Annotated in this window: 19 protein-coding genes, 1 tRNA gene and 1 pseudogene; 5 read left to right on the top strand and 16 right to left on the bottom strand. The window is 57.4% G+C overall.

The window, feature by feature from the left end:
* Positions 1-39: 39 nt before the first annotated feature.
* Positions 40-3,447, bottom strand: coding sequence for a bifunctional proline dehydrogenase/L-glutamate gamma-semialdehyde dehydrogenase PutA (putA, locus tag JZI28_RS11610; protein WP_375697699.1), 3,408 nt, complete (start codon positions 3,445-3,447; stop codon positions 40-42).
* Positions 3,448-3,572: 125 nt separating this feature from the next.
* Between putA and JZI28_RS11605 the strand changes: the two genes are divergently transcribed.
* The 3 genes from JZI28_RS11605 (at position 3,573) to JZI28_RS11595 (ending at position 4,969) form a co-directional block, all read left to right on the top strand.
* On the top strand, positions 3,573-4,043 hold the full coding sequence (locus tag JZI28_RS11605) for an Lrp/AsnC family transcriptional regulator (RefSeq protein WP_375697698.1): 471 nt from the start codon (positions 3,573-3,575) through the stop codon (positions 4,041-4,043).
* A 148-nt stretch (positions 4,044-4,191) separates the two neighbouring features.
* Positions 4,192-4,278 (top strand) — tRNA-Leu (locus tag JZI28_RS11600).
* Positions 4,279-4,744: 466 nt separating this feature from the next.
* Positions 4,745-4,969 (top strand): hypothetical protein, encoded by a 225-nt coding sequence (locus JZI28_RS11595; protein WP_375700136.1) that lies wholly within the window; start codon positions 4,745-4,747, stop codon positions 4,967-4,969.
* Here JZI28_RS11595 and JZI28_RS11590 read toward each other — a convergent pair.
* The 12 genes and pseudogenes from JZI28_RS11590 to JZI28_RS11535 form a co-directional block, all read right to left on the bottom strand.
* A pseudogene (locus JZI28_RS11590) lies at positions 4,927-5,151 on the bottom strand (hypothetical protein); the annotation flags it as partial. The gene JZI28_RS11595 and the pseudogene JZI28_RS11590 sit on opposite strands and share 43 nt — an antisense overlap.
* Positions 5,152-5,270: 119 nt before the next feature.
* Positions 5,271-5,987: an SDR family oxidoreductase gene (locus JZI28_RS11585; protein ID WP_375697697.1), complete on the bottom strand. Its 717-nt coding sequence runs from the start codon at positions 5,985-5,987 to the stop codon at positions 5,271-5,273.
* Positions 5,984-6,409 (bottom strand): hypothetical protein, encoded by a 426-nt coding sequence (locus JZI28_RS11580; RefSeq protein ID WP_375697696.1) that lies wholly within the window; start codon positions 6,407-6,409, stop codon positions 5,984-5,986. Before JZI28_RS11580 ends, JZI28_RS11585 begins: the two co-directional genes overlap by 4 nt.
* Complete coding sequence (locus tag JZI28_RS11575) at positions 6,406-7,209, bottom strand: beta-ketoacyl synthase chain length factor (protein ID WP_375697695.1); 804 nt, start codon at positions 7,207-7,209, stop codon at positions 6,406-6,408. The genes JZI28_RS11580 and JZI28_RS11575 overlap by 4 nt, the downstream gene beginning before the upstream one ends.
* Positions 7,206-8,396 carry a beta-ketoacyl-ACP synthase gene (locus tag JZI28_RS11570; protein ID WP_375697694.1) on the bottom strand — a complete coding sequence of 397 codons (1,191 nt, stop codon included), beginning with the start codon at positions 8,394-8,396 and terminating at the stop codon, positions 7,206-7,208. Before JZI28_RS11570 ends, JZI28_RS11575 begins: the two co-directional genes overlap by 4 nt.
* Positions 8,393-10,588 carry an MMPL family transporter gene (locus JZI28_RS11565; RefSeq protein WP_375697693.1) on the bottom strand — a complete coding sequence of 732 codons (2,196 nt, stop codon included), beginning with the start codon at positions 10,586-10,588 and terminating at the stop codon, positions 8,393-8,395. Before JZI28_RS11565 ends, JZI28_RS11570 begins: the two co-directional genes overlap by 4 nt.
* Entirely contained in the window at positions 10,585-11,046 is a 462-nt protein-coding gene (locus tag JZI28_RS11560; protein WP_375697692.1) for a hypothetical protein, read from the bottom strand. Before JZI28_RS11560 ends, JZI28_RS11565 begins: the two co-directional genes overlap by 4 nt.
* A 43-nt stretch (positions 11,047-11,089) precedes the next feature.
* Positions 11,090-12,019, bottom strand: a complete 930-nt coding sequence (locus JZI28_RS11555) for a hypothetical protein (protein WP_295452999.1) — start codon at positions 12,017-12,019, stop codon at positions 11,090-11,092.
* On the bottom strand, positions 12,012-12,308 hold the full coding sequence (locus JZI28_RS11550; protein ID WP_375697691.1) for a hypothetical protein: 297 nt from the start codon (positions 12,306-12,308) through the stop codon (positions 12,012-12,014). Before JZI28_RS11550 ends, JZI28_RS11555 begins: the two co-directional genes overlap by 8 nt.
* A 43-nt stretch (positions 12,309-12,351) precedes the next feature.
* The gene (locus JZI28_RS11545; protein ID WP_295452997.1) at positions 12,352-12,753 is read right to left on the bottom strand and encodes a hypothetical protein; all 402 of its coding nucleotides are present in this window, start codon (positions 12,751-12,753) and stop codon (positions 12,352-12,354) included.
* On the bottom strand, positions 12,750-13,508 hold the full coding sequence (locus tag JZI28_RS11540) for a glycosyltransferase family 2 protein (protein ID WP_375697690.1): 759 nt from the start codon (positions 13,506-13,508) through the stop codon (positions 12,750-12,752). The genes JZI28_RS11545 and JZI28_RS11540 overlap by 4 nt, the downstream gene beginning before the upstream one ends.
* 16 nt (positions 13,509-13,524) lie before the next feature.
* Positions 13,525-14,259 (bottom strand): class I SAM-dependent methyltransferase, encoded by a 735-nt coding sequence (locus tag JZI28_RS11535; RefSeq protein ID WP_295452992.1) that lies wholly within the window; start codon positions 14,257-14,259, stop codon positions 13,525-13,527.
* A gap of 207 nt (positions 14,260-14,466) precedes the next feature.
* Between JZI28_RS11535 and JZI28_RS11530 the strand changes: the two genes are divergently transcribed.
* Positions 14,467-15,243, top strand: coding sequence for a lysophospholipid acyltransferase family protein (locus JZI28_RS11530; protein WP_375697689.1), 777 nt, complete (start codon positions 14,467-14,469; stop codon positions 15,241-15,243).
* A 50-nt stretch (positions 15,244-15,293) separates the two neighbouring features.
* Here JZI28_RS11530 and JZI28_RS11525 read toward each other — a convergent pair whose 3' ends face one another.
* From JZI28_RS11525 to JZI28_RS11515, 3 genes are read right to left on the bottom strand one after another with little or no spacing between them, the layout of a single operon-like run.
* The gene (locus tag JZI28_RS11525) at positions 15,294-16,640 is read right to left on the bottom strand and encodes an AMP-binding protein (protein WP_375697688.1); all 1,347 of its coding nucleotides are present in this window, start codon (positions 16,638-16,640) and stop codon (positions 15,294-15,296) included.
* A gap of 2 nt (positions 16,641-16,642) precedes the next feature.
* Complete coding sequence (locus tag JZI28_RS11520) at positions 16,643-17,281, bottom strand: hypothetical protein (RefSeq protein ID WP_375697687.1); 639 nt, start codon at positions 17,279-17,281, stop codon at positions 16,643-16,645.
* The gene (locus JZI28_RS11515; protein WP_375697686.1) at positions 17,278-17,571 is read right to left on the bottom strand and encodes a phosphopantetheine-binding protein; all 294 of its coding nucleotides are present in this window, start codon (positions 17,569-17,571) and stop codon (positions 17,278-17,280) included. Before JZI28_RS11515 ends, JZI28_RS11520 begins: the two co-directional genes overlap by 4 nt.
* 339 nt (positions 17,572-17,910) lie before the next feature.
* On the opposite strand from JZI28_RS11515, the gene JZI28_RS11510 reads away from it, so the two are divergent.
* A complete protein-coding gene (locus tag JZI28_RS11510) occupies positions 17,911-18,936 on the top strand; it encodes an IS481 family transposase (RefSeq protein WP_375697685.1) in 1,026 nt (341 codons plus the stop codon).
* Positions 18,937-19,048: the final 112 nt, after the last annotated feature.

Raw genomic sequence — 19,048 nt, 5'->3', positions numbered from 1 at the left:
TTTGGCCCAACGTCAAGGTCTTATAGCGTTAAGGTCATCTTAACTTTCGCCGCCCAACAGGGCCGCATTACCACCTGCGGCGGTGGTGTCGACGCAGACGTGGCGCTCTGCCAGAACCCGGGCGCGATCAGGGCGGCCGGGGATCAGCGGCAGGATTGGCCCCTGGCGTTTGGCCAGAGTGCACTCAATCTCGCGGCCGGTGTCTTCATCGCCCCACCACAGCACGCCTGCAATACCCTGGATGAACTCCAGCCGATGTAGATCAAACATGCCGTGGGCCTCAATGGCGGTACCGCCCATGCCGATGACCTCTTTGGCCTGGGCCGCTGCGGCGGTGGCACCGGGCCCCATGCACAGCAGTGGCGGGCGGGCCGAGGTGGTCAGCCGGTTGGATTCCCCCGTTGGTCCGGGCAGCGAGGTAGTGATGGGACGGCCTGGAACGCCAGTTTCACCGGGTAGATCTGCGGTGGTGGTCCCCCAGGTCTCGGGGCTTGTCTGGCGATCTGGCGCGCAGAACCGTGCCAGATAGTTCGGGCCCCCTGCCTTGGGGCCGGTGCCGGACAGGCCTTCGCCGCCAAAGGGTTGGCTGCCGACAATGGCGCCAATCTGGTTGCGGTTCACATAGATGTTGCCCGCGTGAATGCGGTCACAGACATGCTGCACCCGGTCATCAATGCGGGTATGCAAGCCAAAGGTCAGCCCATATCCGGTGGCATTGATGTCGTTGATGATCTTGTCCAGATCCTGAGATTTAAACCGGGCCACATGCAGTACCGGGCCAAAGATCTCTTGCTCCAGATCGCCGATGCCCGTGACCGAAATCAGGGTCGGCCCGACAAAGGTGCCGGCCTGCGGCGTGCTCATCTCCTTTAGCACCCGGCCTTCTGCACGGGCCTGGTCAATATGGGCCAGAATGCCCGCACGGGCGCCTGCATCAATCACCGGACCGCTGTCGATATTCAGGTGCCAGGGATCGCCAAGGTTCAGCACATCCATCGCGCCTTTGAGCATGGTCAACACGCCGTCGGCAACATCGTCCTGTAGATAGAGACAGCGCAGCGCCGAACAGCGCTGGCCTGCGGATTGAAAGGCGCTTTCAATGATCGACTGCACGGCCTGTTCGGGCAGGGCGGTGCTGTCGACGATCATCGCATTTAGCCCCCCGGTTTCGGCGATCAAAGGCGCGCCAGGGCGCAGGGTCTCGGCCATGGTGCTGCGGATCCGCATGGCGGTGGCGGTGGAGCCGGTAAAGGCAACGCCATCCACGCGGGCATCCCCAGTCAGGGCGGCACCAATTTTTGAACCTTGCCCTGGCAGCAATTGCAGGGCACTGCGCGGCACACCGGCCTCGTGCATCAGCGAAATGGCGCGATGGGCAATCAGCGGCGTCTGTTCTGCTGGTTTCGCCAGCACCGCGTTGCCACAGGCCAGCCCGGCAGAAATCTGCCCCGAGAAAATCGCCAGCGGAAAGTTCCAGGGTGAGATACAGGTGAACACCCCGGCAGGTGCTGCTTCGGGGATGTTAGCGGCGTAATAGCGCATGAAATCCACTGCTTCGCGCAGCTCAGCCACCGCGTCTGGAATGCTCTTGCCGGCTTCGCGCGCCAGAATGGCAAAAAGCTCGCCAAAGTTTTCCTCATACAGATCCGCCGCCTTGTTCAGCGCGGCAGCCCGCTCAGCCGCAGGGGAATCCCAGGGCTGCGCGGCAGCGAGTGCCTGTTCCACATCCGCCGCGCTGGCGGGCGTAACCTGCCCGACGGCGGTCAGATCAGAGGGGTTGATGACATCCTCAGCCGCCTCGGGGGCAGCATCACCGGCAATCAGCGGCGCCGCTTGCCAGCTGTGTGTGTGCCAGGGGGCGCGGGCCTGCTCAATCCGGGCAAGGGTGGGCGCGTGACCCAGGTCAAAGCCTTTGGAATTAGGCCGTTCCGGGGCATAAAGCTCTGGCCCGGTTGGGATTTTATTGGCGCAGTCTGCAGCTTCGACAAAGGGGTCGGCGGCGACCACTTCGGGGGCCACATCTTCGTCAACGATCTGATTGACAAACGAGCTGTTGGCGCCGTTTTCCAGCAGGCGACGCACCAGATAGGCCAACAGGTCACTATGGGCGCCAACAGGCGCATAGATGCGGCAACGGGTCTGGTTTTGCTCCAGCACCATGTTGTGCAGGGTTTCGCCCATGCCATGCAGGCGCTGGAATTCATAGGCCTCGGCATCGTCGGCCATATGCAGGATTGCGCTGACGGTATGGGCATTGTGGGTGGCAAACTGCGGATAGATCCGGTCGGTCATCTGCAACAGTTTGCGGGCATTGGCGATATAGGAAACATCGGTCAAGGCCTTGTTGGTGAAGACCGGAAAGCCATCGACACCTTCGACCTGCGCCAGCTTGATCTCAGTGTCCCAATAGGCGCCCTTGACCAGACGCACCATAAAGCGGCGGTCGTATTTTTCGGCCATCTCATAGAGCGCGTCAATCGCCAGGCCGGTGCGTGGCCCATAGGCCTGGACCACAACGCCAAAGCCTTCCCAACCGGCCAGCGATGGATCCGAGACCACGGCTTCGATCACTTCCAGTGACAGCGACAGGCGGTCGGCCTCTTCGGCGTCGATGTTGAGGCCCATCTTTGCGGATTTCGCCAGCAGCGCCAGCGCCTTGATGCGCGGCACCAGCTCTTCCATGACGCGGGCGTCCTGGGCCAGTTCATAGCGCGGGTGCAGGGCTGAGAGCTTGATCGAAATGCCGGGGTTTTTGCGGATGTCATCCTCTGTGCAGCCTGCCGCAATTGCCGAGATCGCCTTGGAATAAGCCAGGTGATAGCGCGCGGCATCGGCTTCGGTACGGGCGGCTTCCCCCAGCATGTCGTAGGAGTAGGTATAGCCCTTGGACTCCATCCCGGCGGCCCGCTTCATGGCCGCTTCAATGTTTTCCCCCAGCACAAACTGACGGCCCATTTCCTTCATTGCGCGGCCTACGGCAGTGCGGATCACTGGCTCGCCCAGACGTTTGATTGCGCCGCGCAGCGCCCCTACGGGGCTGCGGTCCTCATCCAGCACCCGCCCGGTCAGCATCAAGGCCCAGGTCGAGGCATTGACCAAAGACGAGGAGGAGCGACCCAGGTGTTTGCCCCAATCAGAAGGCGCGATCTTATCTTCGATCAGCGCATCAATGGTTTCGGCATCCGGCACCCGCAACAGGGCCTCGGCAAGGCACATCAAGGCGACGCCTTCGTCGGTGGAGAGGCCGTATTCCGCGAGGAAAACTTCCATCAGGCCCGGATTGGAATGGCCCCGGATGTCGCGCACCAATGTGGCCGCCTTGGCGCAGATCGCCGCGCGGTCCGCCGCATCCAGCGCTGCGGTCGTGCACAGCTGGGCGAACATCTTTTGTTGGTCGACATAGGTTCCGGCATCAATCCGGTCACGCAGTTTGCTGTGCTGGGTCATTCTGAGGCTCCAATTCTATAAGGAGGGCGTTTAGGCCAGATTATCGCTAATACCGCAGGACAACAGACTTAAGATGGTGTAAATGTCAGGCTACTGATTGTATTTTTGGCTTTAGGGCGGTCCAAATGGATTTTTCAGACCTTGATCTCTTTGATCGAAAGATTCTCAACGTATTGGCTGAGGATGGGCGAATTTCCATTGCCGATCTGGCCCGACGCATTGGGTTGTCGAAATCTCCGACCCAGGCACGGCTACGCCGACTGGAGAGCGCCGGGGTCATCACCGGATATCGTGCCCTGATTGATCCGATCCGTTTGGGACTGGATCACGTGGCCTTTGTGGAGGTCAAATTGGATGATACCCGCGAAGCAGCCCTGTCCAAGTTCAACGCGGCCGTGGTGAAGCTTCCGGAGATTGAGCAGGCCCATATGATGGCGTCGCATTTTGACTACCTTCTTAAGGTGCGCACGCGGTCAATGTCTGCCTACCGGCAGGTGTTGGGGGAAAAAATCTCCTCCCTGCCGCACGTGGCAGCTACGTCGACCTATGTGGCGATGCAGGCGGTCAAGGAAGATGCGGTCATGGCCCCGGTCTGAGCGCCCCTTGTTTGGGGGCGCCTGGCAGCCGCAGGGGGGCAAAGGAGAGAGGCAAAAATGCACTTTTAGCCGATAAAACCGATTGTGCCTCAAGGTTTAGGCGGCTAGACCTTGGGATCAAGGCAGAGCCTAAGACTGTGCCTCATTTGCGGGCGTGATGGAATGGTAGACATACCAGACTTAAAATCTGTTGGGCCTTGTGCCCGTGTGGGTTCGAGTCCCACCGCCCGCACCATCACTTAAACCGATACGAACGGTTTTGAACGGTTTTCCTTATAAAATTTGACTGTTACGGTTTCTTTGGAATTGAGTAACTTCCCATGATGTGCAGCGAATGTGTATTCGTTTACGCATATTTTCCGCACGGTGCGTAATTCATGGCGTCTATTCGTAAGCTCAAATCAGGATACCGGGCAGAGATTGCCCGCAGGGGTATGCGAAAGTCAAAGGTAATCCAGACAAAGCAAGAGGCCTAGGAATGGGCCGCGCGGGCAGAATATGAGATACTGCACGGCGATAAGATCGCTGCCAAGCTGACATAGGGTGAGCTGTTTGTCCGCTATGCCCGTGAGGTGTCGCCATCGAAACGTGGTCACCGATGGGAAGTCATCAGGCTGGAGAAGTTTGGGCGAGATCCTATTGCTCAAATTCGCCTGGAGGATCTGTCTGCCAAAGATTGTGCCAAGTGGCGGGACAAGCGGTTGCAGAAGGTCGCCCCGGCAAGCGTTATTCGAGAAATGCAGCTCATGTCTTCGGTTCTGACTGTTGCCAGACGTGATTGGGAGCTGATTTCAATAAACCCGCTGAGCGATGTGCGAAAACTCGCAAAACCCCAGCCGCGTGATCGACTGCCAACCTCTGCCGAGATCGAGGCGATGCAGTTCAGCGCTGGTGAGGATCTGGCCTTGGGCAACCCGCGCAGGTAAAGCCCTGTGGCCTTGAAGGCGGGTTCTCCAAACCACCAGGGCTGCACATGCTGGGCGGCAGGCTGAAAATCCTGGATTCGCTGTTTTGCGTGTTTGTGCATCACTGGGTTCTCCACCGCGACGCGCGCGATCGGTGCATTCCAGCAGGCTAAAAACAGCGCGGCGCCTTCATCAAGGTCAGCGGCGTTGTCTATTTTGAGGTCACGGAAATAGATGATCACCCATTGGTTTAACTGTCATTCAGACCTGGCGGTTGAGCTGGAGGTATGTATCAACGGCACTGATCCTGCCGAGGTCTAACTTAGGAACAACCGCCATCAATGCTGATCTGCTGGCCGGATATAAACCCGGCCTTGTCGCTGGCCAGATAGCCGACGAGGGCGGCAACTTCCGCGACCGTGCCGGCGCGGCGTGCTGGCGTCATTTTGACCAATTCGTCGTAGTTGCTGAGGTTGGTGGTTTCGGCGGTGTCGATCAGCCCCGGTGCCACCACATTGGCGGTGATGCCACGCGAGCCGTATTCCTGGGTCAAGGATTTCATCAGGGGCAGGAACCCGCCCTTTGCGGCGGCGTAGTTGGTCTGGCCGCGATTGCCGCGCACAGCCGTGAGGGAAGACAGCGCAATAATGCGCCCCCATCTGCTGCGCAGCATTGGCATGATCAGGGGCCGCACCGCAGAGTAAAAGCTTGTCAGATTGAGGTCGATGACATTTTTCCAGTCGTCAAAGGCCATGGCGGCAAAGGGTTTGTCGATTTGCCCACCGACGCAATGCACCACCACCTGTATCGGCCCTTCTGTGGTAAGCGCCTCCAGCTGATCGGCGGCCTCGGGGGCCAGAATGTCCAGCTGCAGAGCCTCGGCGCTGCCGCCATTTGCCGTGATGTTGTTCACGCAGGTCTGCGCCTGATCCAGATTATTGTTCGCATGAACAAAGACATGCATCCCCATTGCCGCCAACTCACTGCTCACGGCCTGCCCAATCGGGCTGGATCCACCTACCACCAAGGCCCGCTTCATTCTGCTTCTCCCTGCATCTTGAGGGTTGCGCGTCCCTCGATGTATCTCTGCTCCTGAGAGCTGATTTCAAAATCATAAAGGGCACCGTTGCCGTCAAAATGCAGCTGACGGGCCGTGATATGCAGATTGTCAGAGCAATCAATCACTGTGGAGGTCAGGAGGTCGACGTTCTGCAGACCAATCAACAGGCCAGTATGGTTGCCTTTCAAATCCCCAATCGAGGCATGGGCCGCTGCTGCTTGTGCCCCAAGCTCAACAAGATTGGCGGCGTATAGGATACCGTTCAACCGCAGTGGGTAATCTGCCTCACGGTGAGCCACGCCCAGGCAGTGGATTTCCGTGTCGTCGACCGAAATAATCCGTTCAATCAGCCGCATTGCCCCCTTGTGGGGCATGCGTTCCAATACGTCGTCAAAGGTCACAACAGGGTCACCTCTAGGTTTAAATTCATCCCACCGTTGAGCCCAAGAATAACATCTCCTGCGTCGCTTTCGGCCAGTTTTTCAAACAGGGGCAGGATGGAAAACACCGGGTTCAAGGTTGCAAGTGCTGCTTGGGCATATCTGGTCCGGGGGCGTGTTTCAGCCCGTTGTGCCAGCGAGAAGGCAATGCTGGCAAAGGACTTTGGGCTTTGTCGGCTGGACAGGGCCAGACCGGCACCAGCGGGGCAGGTTAGGCAATGTGATGTATCAAGCGGTGCAGGCAGCGGCGCATCAAACAGCACCACCCCAACGGGGCGCTGTTCAAGCTGCACCTGCAACAGGGCCTTCAGCAGGCTGGATCCTGCGGTATGATCGGCGCCACAGATGCTGGTGGCGGCTGTCTTGATGCTCTGAGCAATGGTCCACTGGCCCGAGGCCGCATTATGCACCGAGTTCTGGAACCGGGTGGGTCGGATTGCCATGGTCGGGCCGCGCAGCGCTTCCAGGATCAGCTGTAGGGTCTCGCCTTCTCCATAGGCGGAGCCAAAGACCCAGGCGGCATCCTGTGCCAGTGCCGGGGCAATGTTTTCCGCCGCCTGTATCGCCAGAAGCGTTTGCGGGCTATAGCGCCGTCGCGCGCGTGCAGGGATGCTTTCGGGGCTGGGTTTCCAGCCTTCGGGGAAGGTGGTAAAATTGGCGGTCGCAAGTGATTTTGCCAGGGGCTCGGTATGCTCTTTTGCGGGCGCGATCAGCGAAACGGCATCTACAAAGATCTGTGTCTGTGTCTGTGTCTGTGTCATCGGCTGAGCACCAATGCGCAGTTGGAGCCGCCAAAGCCAAATGAGTTGCTGACCACATGTTTCAAAGGTGCGTTGCGGCATTGTGCGGCGACGTTTGGCAGGGCCTTGGGGTCCAGTTTTTCGAGGCCGGGGTTGCCGGGAATGATGCCGTGTTCCAGCGCGTAGAGACACAACACCGCCTCGGCGGCACCAGCGGCGCCCAGGGTATGGCCAATGGCGCCTTTCAGAGAGGAGGCGGGGACCTGCGCGCCGATCGCAGAGCTGACGGCCTGAGCTTCGGCCGCGTCATTCACAATCGTGGCGGTGCCATGCAGATTGACGTAGTCGATATCGCCCGCTGTGAGGCCGGCACGTTGAAGCGCCTGACGGATTGCTGTGGCGGCCCCGGCCCCGTCTTCGGGAGGGGTGGACATATTGGTTCCATCCGAGCTTTCGCCAAAACCGCTCATCCGGATGCCGTTTTTACTGTCACGCTCGACGATCAAAAAGGCTGCGGCCTCGCCGATGGACAGGCCATCACGGTTGCTGTCACAGGGTTTACAGGGGCTGCGTGAGATCAGTTCCAGGGACTCAAACCCATTGAGCGAAGTCAGGCAGAGACTGTCGACACCGCCAACCAGCACCGCATCACAAAGACCGGCTTCGATGAGTTGATAGGCGTCAACCAGCGCCTTTGCGGAGGAGGAGCAGGCGGTTGAAATCGAATAGCTTGGACCCTTGAAATCCAGATAGTCCTGCAGAAAAGCCGCAACAGCCTGTTGGCTGTCATGATGGCGCATCGAATAGCTTTTGGGCATTGGAGCCTCGTCATCCCGCGCGCGATAAACACGTTCCAGCATCTCAACGCCCGCGGTGGAGGTGCCTATGACGATGCCACAGCGTAGCGCGCCCCATTTTTCCCGCGTTGCCAGTGCAGCCTGATCAAAGCCATCGCTTCCCAGTGCGGCCAGGGCCAGGCGGTTGGCTCGATTGTCATAGGCGCTCAGCTCTACCGGAAAGCGGAGGTCGGCCAGGTCATCAACTTCACCGAGAAAACAACTGAAGGGAAGGTCCATATGATGCTCTGCGCGCAACCCGGAGGTGCCATTACGCAGCGCCGTTACATGGGCGGCACGTCCGCGGCCCAGGCAGGACACAAGCGTGCTATGGGAAATGCCGATATTATTGGCACCTGGAAAATTCGTCATAGGTCTTCATTTCGTTTTGTCTGTGCAAGAGTCAGAAACAGCATCAACATCAATCCCATAGTCACTGTTGCACCTATCTGATGAAGGATCTGAACTTCAGAAAGAGAAAGGACAAGGAAGGCGATCAGGGTGGATCCCGCGCATACAAAGACTGATTTGGCAGAGGTCTTGCTGTCTTTGTCTCCCTTCATGCCGGTCAGGATGAGATCATAATCCACGCCAATTCCCACAACAAGAGCCATAGCGACGATGTGAAAGATGCTGAACGCACCGTAAACCGCGATGATGATGCAGGCGCTGCCGCCCAGAACCGCGCAGCAAGTGCGGAAAATGCGCAGGGCTTCACCCCGGCTGCCCAGTCCAACAGCCAGCACCCCCATACCGCAGAGCAATCCAGCAAGAAGCCAGAAGGCAATGCGACTGCGCAGATCTGTCATGGTTTGGCGAATGGGGGCCAGTAGGTCGACCAGCTCAGCGCCTGATGTGGTGAGGGTCAGATCCAACTGAGAGCTGCCCTGTGGCAAGACCAGTTCAACCCTTTCCTTCCAGCGCCCTTCTGAGACCGACAGCCGCCTGGCCAAGCCCTGCAATTCCGGAAACCTGCTCAGGTCTTCCGGCTGCAGGCCTGGGGCCAGGAGGGCGCGTTCAAACGCAAGGGTCTGTTGCTCGGCAAAGGCGACGGCCATGCCTGCCTGCTCCAGTGCCAGTTCTGCCTCGGCTTGGAAGTCGGAAACTGAGCTGTGAAGGGCGCGCGAGGGGGAGAGCCATTGAGAGAGCATCTGATACGAGTGCAAATCCCCGTCTTCGATGGCCTGATCCAATTTCGCTGCCAGTTGCACCTCGTTTTCAAGCAGCGCGCTGAGCGTTTCGCCCTCTACGTCGATGGCATAGGTGCTGGAGGGCAGGACCAGTTTTTCGTTCAATTCCGCCAGCTCTGTGCGGATGTGCTCTGGCGGTTCAAAGAGAGTGATGGGGGGTGGTTGATTAAACAGCACGACTGTGACGAGCCCAGCCCCAATGAGCGTGGCCTCGATCCAGGCCTTGGCAGGCAGGTAAAAGCCAAAGGCGCTGAGCGCGATGCCGCGTATTTCCGCCCCTTTGGGCACGGGCATCACAACGGAGGCAATGGCGGCGACGGACAGCCCGACCAGGATAAAGACCCCGGCTTGAACCAATGCGGGAACCTGTGTGCCAACCATGGCCAAAAACGAAAGCCCGGTGGTGGCTGCGCCCAGCAGGATCAGCCTATTGGCCTTGCTGCGGCGACTGCCATGATGGGCCATGACATGGATCGGATAGTCCAGTGCCAGCCCCAAAAGAACGCCACCAAAGGCCAGGGCCAGAATATGAACCGAGCCAAATGCCAGATTGACCACGCCAATGGCTGCGGCCACTCCCAGGGCGAGGGGGAGAAAGGTATGCACCACCAAGACCACCGAGCGCAGTGACCAGATCAGCCAAATCACCAAAAGCAGGCTGGCGATAGTTGAGGCGCGCGCCGAGGCTGTGGAGTTGAACTGGGTGGTCTCTGCGGCGATCACCCGGACCCCTAGCAGATGCGCCGTCATCCCCTCATGAGCAGCAAGGTCACGCAGTGCCGATGACCAATCCTGTAGCGCCTGGGCGTCAAAGGGGAACTGTACCAAGCGGATATGCAGAATTGCTGCGGAGTTATCATTGGATTGCCAAACGCCGTTTACAACCGGGAAGGCGTCTCCAGGGCTCTCAAACCGCTTTATGATGCGCCAATAGCTTCCTGTTGGATCCCGCAGGAAACGGTCCCCAAACACGATGCTGGCCGCATCTGAAAAATAGTCTTTTGCCTCTACGAGCCGCCGAACCATGCTCTGGCTCTCCAGATCCGACTGTGCTGGCGGGGCCAGCTTGAGCCGGTTTTCCCAGACCCAGCTGTCAAATTCTTCCGAGGGGGCGGGCGTGGTGAAAAGAACCTCATCGACCAAAGGGTCTTGCCTCAGGTGGTGTGCAATTGCTTTTGCTGCTCTGTTGCGCTGGGTGACCTGCGGGTGGCTGAGCGCTACAAGTACATCCAGCCCGGTACCATCGGTGAGAGATGGGAGCCCGGCATTGTCCCCGACGGTCAGGGCCTCGGTGTCAGAGCTGATCGTGACCCAGGGCGCCAAGAGCAACACCAGTCCGATCAGACCCAGAACACCCAAGATAATCCGCGTCATTGCGACACAAACCTGATTTGACGGTTTTGATTGCCTGCCATTTCAAGGTCGATGGCCTGCAAGGTCTCACCACAGCCGGAAAAGACAATGCTGCCGCCGCCATTTTTGCGCAGCGAAATGCGGGCGGTCCAGCCCGTTGATGTGGATGTAATCTTATGGGGCAGCGGCGGCAGTTCAGAAATGCCCTGATTGAACACTGCCGCTTGCAGGACAGTGAAAAACGCATGCATGCGTTTGGGGATCGCGCGGGTGATCTCTGTTCCGTCACGCAGGATGGTGATGGTCTTGGGGCCGATTGTCATCTCTTCTGCTTTGGGGGTGATTTGCCGCCGCACCAGGGATTTATCGCGGGTCAGGACAAAGACACCGCCATTTTGGACTGCAGTGCCAAAGGCCGGATGTACAATGGTTTCCACGTAGGCCACTGAGCCGTCCACAGAAATGGGTTCTGCCCTCAAAGCGAGCTCCAGCGTTGCAGGGGCTGGCTGCGAACAGCTTGGCTCAGCGGCGCCAGATATCGAAGAAGTTGAACCAGTTATAAGGATCGACGCGACACCAGCCTTCAAGAGCCTTTGCATAGTCCTGCGCCATATGTGCAGCGGCTTCAGCGCGCTCGGGCCGTGGCACAGGCGCCCCATCATAGAACTGTGTGAATTCAGCGGCATAGTGGTCTCTGGATTCCCATCTGGCGAAACTAAGGATAATTGGAACCCTGGCTGCCATTGCAGTCAGGTAGGGGGATAGGGGCACTTCTATATCATCGCCCAGAAATGAGACATCCTGTTTTGCACGTACAGTCGCATCGGGCAGCCGATCCCCCAGAATGGCCACAAACTCGCCGCGGCTCAGGGCATCAGAGACCTGGATCATGGCCATGGGGCCATTTTCCAAAGCGATGATCTTTTCGCTGACGTCCGGGTTGATGCCTTCCAAAATGCCGGTGCTTTTGCTGGCGTGTTGCGTGAACATCATATAGCGAACCGACAGGCCTGGAAGCTCTCGATCCAACGCTCTGAGGGCTTCAAAACTACCGTAATGCGCGCCCAGCAACACGGCCCCTTTGCCCTGGTTTACCAGGTCTTGAATAGGCTCCGCACCGCGCGTCGACACGGTAAACTGCTCAACCCCGCGCCCCAACAACCGCACCCGGTCAAAGAAGGCATGGCTGAAGGTCCTGGCGTGCCGCATGCGTTCCAACAGCGTTGGTGCGCGGCCCAGAATGCGGGTGAGAAAGGCGATCGAGGCTCGGGTGCTCAACCGTCGTTTGTCGATCGCAAAGACCAGTGCAATACCCCAGAGCAGGGGCACGTATATCAGGCTTGGGGGTCTGCTTGCCAGTAGCCGCATGAATTTCAACTGCCACAAAGATCCAGATTCCCTGGCTTTGGTCCAGCCAGTCGCCTGGTCCACCCCGGTTTCTTGCTCAGCCATTGGTCGGCCGCAGTTCTACCCGCGCATTTGCCAGGGTTTCTGTCCCTGAGATCCAGGCCAGTTTCGCAAGGGTGTCGCCTATTTCCAAGGTGATTTCATACGGCTGATCTGGTTTGAGTTGGCGCTGAAACTTCATGCGTTGAACGCATTTAATCTCATATCCGATGTCGCGTAAGGCCTGTTCGGCCAGACCCAACAGAACCGCCCCGGGAACAATTGGGTTCCCGGGGAAATGGCCGTCCAGGTAGCTGGACTTGGGACCAACACCCTCTGATCTGATCAGCTGCACAGCCAAGCCTCCGAGCAGATGTGCCGGATCGGATAGTTATGGGTTACTTCAGGCAAAAGATCACATCGTTGGTCAGGTTTTCGATCCAGCTGTTGTAGCGTTTGTGGATGGTGTTCTTTTCGGCGTCGAATTTCATGTTCTTCGAGTCTCTGTAAGAGATCTTGAAGGCCTGGCTGCTGTATTCAACGTCAACTTCAACATAATGCTTGCCGCGCACCGTCAGTTGGCCGATCAACTTGCCTTGTGCGACACGGCTGAACTTCCAGCCACGTGCCGAGCTGCAGGTTTTAAGGGCATTCTCCACACCTCGGATCGTGGTGTTCTTTGATGTCACTTCGCTGAGCTGAACATAGGACGTCCGGACTTTCTGCAAAGCCGCCGCGGTTGTCGCTGTCAGCGGTTGCAGGGCAAGGGCGCCCAGGAAGGCATAGGTCAAAAGTTTCATTTCGTCTCTCCTCGATTATGTTTCTGGTCAATAAGTCCCAAGGCCTTCAAAAAGCCCATTGGGCGCAGGCCTCTAAGAAGTAGAAATTCGGTGACAAGCCCAAACAGCCGCATGAAGTCACGCAGGGGGTCAAAGTGGCTTGGGCGCAGGACAAAGCCCTCATAGCGCGCTTTCAGGGGCACGTATTCAAAGGGAATTCCCTTCTCCGCAGCATAGAGCAGTGCGGCGGTTTCAAATTTGAACCCCCCAATATGGCGCCTGGGAATGTCCAGCCGCTTCAATGCGGCCGCGGGGTAGAGCCGCATGCCACATTGGGCATCCTTGATCCGGCGGCCGCAGGCCCAGCCAATAAAGAAGTTGCCAAATTTGATGCCTTTGCGGCGGGACCCGGGCATGTTTGCCATATCGGCTGAGCGATCCCCCATGACAATGGCCAGGGGATTATCCTGATGCTGCGCCAGAAACTTGGGGATATCCGCAGGGTCGTGCTGCATATCAGCATCCAGCACGATCACTGCCGTTGCACCTTTGTCCAGTGCCGACTGGAAGCCTTCGACCAGGCGATCCCCCTTGCCCAGGTTGGTCTCGTGACGCAGCACAGTAGCGCCGGTGTTGGATAAGGAGCCCGCCGTGCCATCCGTTGATCCATCATCGACCACAATGACCTTGTCCACCAAAGGGATGGTTTCCTCGACCACCTGCCGAACGGTCAGGATCTCGTTGTGTGCCGGGATCAGAGCAAAAGGACTGGCCATGAGGGATCAGCGTCCGCTATCGGCGCGCGACATATTCGGAAAAACAGCCCAGCAACGAGTTGTGCTCGACCGTTGTGAACCCGGCTTTGCGCAGGCTGTCCAATACGTTTTCTATTGGTACCATCTGATCCATGGATTCCCAGTAATAGCGCATCAGACGAAACACATTGCGGTCTCTGGTCAGGATCATCGCCACTGTAGGCAGGATATGCTTGAAGTAGAGGCGGAACAGGGCCTTGGGAATGGCTTTTTCTGGTACTGTCACATCCATGATCAGCACCTTGCCGCCGTCTTTCAGAACGCGGTGATATTCTGTAAAACTGTCATCTAGGCTGTCCACATGACGCAGGGCAAACCCCATGGTCAGAAAGTCGAAGCTTTGGTTTTCAACGGGTAGTTTTTCCGCTGTGGACTGGTGAAAAGTGACCGGAACACGTTTCTTGGCCTCTGCGATCATGCCGGCCGAGGGTTCAACGCATTCAATCTGTTTAGGGTCATCCAGAATGGTCATCAGCGCCCGTGCCACCTGACCGGTGCCGGTGGCAACATCAAGCACCCGCATCTCGGAGGTCACACCATTGCGGCGCAGGGCCTCGCGGCGATACCAGTCGCCAGAGCCGAACCAGCCCCATTTTGCGATGGCCTCATAGTTTTTAGCAGTGTCGTCAAACACCTGACGCAGGAAGGCCTGCTTTTCTGCATGTGACTCGTAATACTCACCAACTACGATTGGTTTGTTGCCGTCGGACATTGATAAGACCTTGTCGCCTAGATATTCGGCCAAAACTCTCGAATCAGATCCTTGGCTCTTCAGCGCAACTTATACCAGTAGAGAAATCAAGCCTGCCAGCCCTGCAAGGTGCTAAACCTACACGGCGCAGTGGTTTTAAAAGGTGTTTGTAGCGTTACATTCGACGTGTATAGACGGTTTTGCCCTCGTACCAAGCTGATGGAAGTCATGAATACCTTTGCCCGCGAAGAAAACGTTCAGTCAAAACGGCTTTTGCCATATTTAGCTGCCTGGCTGAGAACCCGTGTCTATGAAGCCTTCGTTTTCCTGGTCAGTATTACAGCAGGCGCCTGCATCATTTTTTACCTGCATTGGCGGCCAACGCCGGTATTGGTGCGCCGATTGCTTCGGTTTTGGTCCTGTGGCTATATTTATGGTGCCAAATACATCCTTGGGGTGACTTACAAGATCGAAGGTCGGGAACACATTCCCGCTGGGCCTGTGATCTATATGGGCAATCACCTTACCGCCTGGGAATCTGTGATGATGACGGTGCTGGTGCCCCATGTGAACATGGTGACCAAGCGCGCTGCTATGTCTATTCCGGTGTTCGGTTGGGGTTTGAAACATGCGCCAATGACCCCCATTGATCCCGAGACCCCAGGCAAGAACATCCGCCGCCTGTTGAAAGAGGGTAAGGCCTCGATCCGCGAAGGTAGGAGTATGGTCATTTTTCCAGAAGGGTCCCGCGTTCCCATCGGAGAAACCCGCCCCTACGCGCGTGGGTTTGAGATCCTGTACAAACACTGCGGTGTGCCGGTTGTGCCTTTTGTGACGGATTCAGGTCTTCATTGGCCATCGGGCTACGCGACAAAACCACCCGCGGTGATCACGTTGCGGTTTCTGCCGCCCATCGATGCAGGTAAAGACCCAAATGAATTTGCATCTGAGCTGGAAGAAAGCGTTCGCTCGGAAGCGGCAAAACTGATGGCTCCGCAGGTATAAGCCTGCGAGTCCAAATTCGCGGACCTGAGCCAAAGCGCACAGACAGCGGGCTAGCTTTGCAATCCGGCTTTTTTCAACAGTTCTAGCGTTGTTGCGCGGGTTATCTTTCCGGTAGCAGAGCGGGGAATTTCGGGTAAAAATAACAGCTTTTTAGGAACAAAGGCCGCGTCGAGATGGCGCAAGAGGTGGCGGCGCACCAGGCTGCGTATCTCTGTTTCTGACAGGGAACTGTCCTGAGGTGGCACCACTGCTATGGCCAGGGCATCGGACTCGCTGCGCTTGGTGTGCAGGAAAACCCCATCGGATATTTCGGAAACCTCCGAAAGGATCGCATTCAAGGCCGCAAGCCTGTTCCGCTTTCCTCGCACGCTCACCATGTCGCCGGCGCGGCCAAGCAGGGTAAAGCGCCCATCGGGATGTTGCTCGATCTCGTCTTCCAGCGCGATAGGTTCTGGCAGATGCGGTGCAGAGGCCAGGCAGGTTGCCTGCGCCTTTTTCAGCTCAAACCCAGCCGAGAGGCTCCAAGCATGTTCATGTGCGGTTTGTCGCAGCGCCATGGAGCCGGTCTCGGTGCTGCCATATATCTCCATGACCTTCAGGTTTTCTCTGCGGGCCAGTTTCTGAGCCAGCGCCTGAGGGAAGGGTGCTGTGGCGGAGAGCACGCAGATGATTTCCGGTGCGGCCAAAATGGCAGCCTCAAGAAACCGCAGATGTGCAGGGCTGGTGATCAGTACAAGTTTGGAAATTCCGCAGGCGCGCGCCGCCTCAACCGCCGCTTCCAGGTCGGCGGGATAAAAAATGGTGTCCCGATAGGTCGCATGTCCAAAACCAAGCGTGGCAAAGATTGTGGCTTCCAGCCCGTACATATGACCATGCGGCGTGGTGCCCAGCAGGCCGACCTCTGTTGGGGGCGCATCCAGATCCTGAATGATCTGATCGGTTATCGCCGCACCGCCGCGTAGCATCTTCCAGGTTTTGACGTTACATTTTGGCTGCTTGGTCGAGCCTGAGCTATAGACACGAATTTCTGTGGAACTGTCCTGCAGCAGTGTTGCAAAATCCCGAACCTCTATCTCTCTGGGCTGCGCAGAATCAAACGACAGGCGGGGTGCAAGCGCGTCATGATCTGCGTTGGTGCTCAGAATGACTGGGGCGGGCGCATCGGAAATCGCGGAGCGGATCGCCTCTGGTGCCAGCGACGGCGGCAGGACAATCGTTTGTTTGTTCAACAACCCGGCAACAATGCCGAGGGAGAATTGGTAGCGATCCTGAAACAGGTTGCAGATCGATTCCGCCCCCTGCACCTGACCGCGCAGGGCAGCAATATCGGTGACAAATTGCTTTTGATCAATAGTGCCATCTTTTGAAAAGAACAGGTTTCTGTCTGCTGCATACATGTTCAGATGTCCAATTTCTTCCAGGTATCACGCTGCATTATCAATGATATAGAGCGCTGCCAGGTTTCCGGCCGTTTAAACCGAAGGCGGGCAATTTCATGAGATATGACAAACCACAGCACCTGAGCAACCAGAAGCGTGACCAATATCACGCTAGCAAGGGGGCGCAGGGGTTCACTCCCAAGGGCCAGTAGGCCCAAACCAGCGCAAAACAGACCGACGCCCAGCCAGACCCCGCATTGCCGCCTTAGGTAGGCCGTGAACTCTGCAGATGGGTTTGGTCCTAGATGAGCGGCGGTGACGAACTGGAGCAAAACGCTGGGCTGCCCGCGCATTAGATTGTGGCCAAAGACATAGGCCATGCTCAGATTGATTGCGATGACGGCGAGATAGGGCACAAATTGCAGCTCTGGCTTCAAGAACGCTAGGAGCACCCCCAAGGCCCCCCCGATCCTCAGCAGGATTAGTCTGGCCCATTGAAGGCCGCAGACATCACGCAAGAACAGCGAAAAGACATGCAGGGTGAACAGAATGAATACAGCATTCAGCAGAGGCGAAGCAAACAGCCAGCAGGAGACGAACAAGGCACCCGTGACGGCCGCCCTCAGATGAGGAGGCCAGCCTGCTGGATTTAGGCTCACGTCTTGCGGTTTTCCGCGATGTGACTGGAAAGAGCACGCACGCAAGAGAAGATCTCTTCGTTACGCTCATCATCGGAGCGCAGTTTGAAGCCATAGGTCTCGCTGATGGCAAAGGCGATTTCCAGGGCGTCGATGGAATCAAGCCCAAGGCCTTCGCCAAAAAGAGGAGCATCAAAATCAATTTCGGCAGCTGTCACGTCATCCAGAACCAACGCGTTCACGATCAATTCCGCGACTTCAATTTGTAGCTTTTCGAAATCCACTTGATCGGAAAGTTGAGTAACTGACATGTCTGCTCCATTTTTTTGGCACTGCTCCGAAGCAGATTGCGCCACGGCCTGTTCAGCAGCAATTTACTACCTGTCGGGCACTGTCACGTCCAGCCAAAAATGGCGAGATTCCATTGGCTACCCTGCGCAATCACCGGGCGAGCCCTCCGGAGCCCTAGGGCGATGTGCGGCAGGTGGAAACAGCCCGTGAAGAGGCTTTGCCACGTCAACAGGTTGCGGCGCGGCGCCTGGCAAGCAGATCAATGCTATTTGTTCCATCCCGGACGATCACATAGATCCTCGCCGGCCCGCATTTTTCATGGCAAGATCGGTTTTCGGTGACATTCGGGAGGGCGCTTAATGCTGATCCATCTTCATAACCAAGCGACAACAACGCCTAAGATACGGGCTGCCATCCAGGCGAGTGACGAGCCTGCATGGGTTCTGGCTGAGCGTTTTGGCACAACCGAACAGACAGTTTGGAAATGGCGCAAGCGCGTCAGTGTCCATGACCGTAGCCATACCGCTCATCGGCTGCAAACGACGTTGACGCCTGCTCAGGAGGCCGTTGTGGTTGCGCTGCGCAAGATGCTGCTAGTGTCGCTGGATGACCTGCTGGCCGTGGTGCGGGAGTTTCTGAACCCGGACGTCTCGCGCTCTGGACTGGCTCGGTGTCTGCGGCGGCATGGGGTCGGCAACCTGCGCGATCTTAAGCCAAAGGCCGCCCGCCCAAAGCAGAGCGCCTTCAAGGCATACGAGCCGGGATATCTGCATATCGACGTGAAGTACCTGCCACAGATGGCTGATCAAACTTCCCGCCGGTATCTGTTTGTTGCCATTGATCGGGCTACACGCTGGGTTTTTATCCGTATCTACAGCAGCAAGACAGCGGCCAACGCGCGCCGCTTTTTGCGTGATCTAGAGCGGGCTTGCCCACTTCGCATCCGAACCATACTCACAGACAATGGAAAGGAGTTCTCCGACCGTCTCTTTGGCCTGCGCAAGCGCGAACAAAGCGGAAAACATGATTTCGACAAGCTCTGCGCCGAACTGGACATCGAACACCGTCTGACGCCGCAAAGATCGCCCCAAACAAACGGCATGGTCGAGCGCTTCAACGGTCGCATCGAAGACGTGCTGCAAAGCCACCACTTCCGATCAGGCGAAGAACTGGAGACCACGCTGCACCGCTATGTTTGGCTCTACAACCAACAGCTTCCGCAATCAGCCTTGGGCAGCAAGACGCCCTTGCAAGCGATGAAGCACTGGCACAAACTCAAACCAGAACTGTTCAACAAACTGCCATACTACCGTCCGGGATGTGACACCTATGGCCAGAGGTTGAGCAAAATGTCGCGATATAGGATCTGCGAAAAGCAAGAATAGACCAGAGCGGAAATGACCAGTTGGTCGAACGGAATGGCCCCTTGCCGAACTCCGTGCGGTGGGGCGTTTCCTCTGATCGCTTCGTTTTTGCCACAGGTCCCCAGATCGATCT

Source organism: Pseudophaeobacter sp. TrK17 (assembly GCF_042192375.1).
GTDB lineage: Bacteria > Pseudomonadota > Alphaproteobacteria > Rhodobacterales > Rhodobacteraceae > Pseudophaeobacter.
Note: the sequence above shows the minus strand (reverse complement) of the source record. Positions and strands in the feature narration are given on the sequence as shown.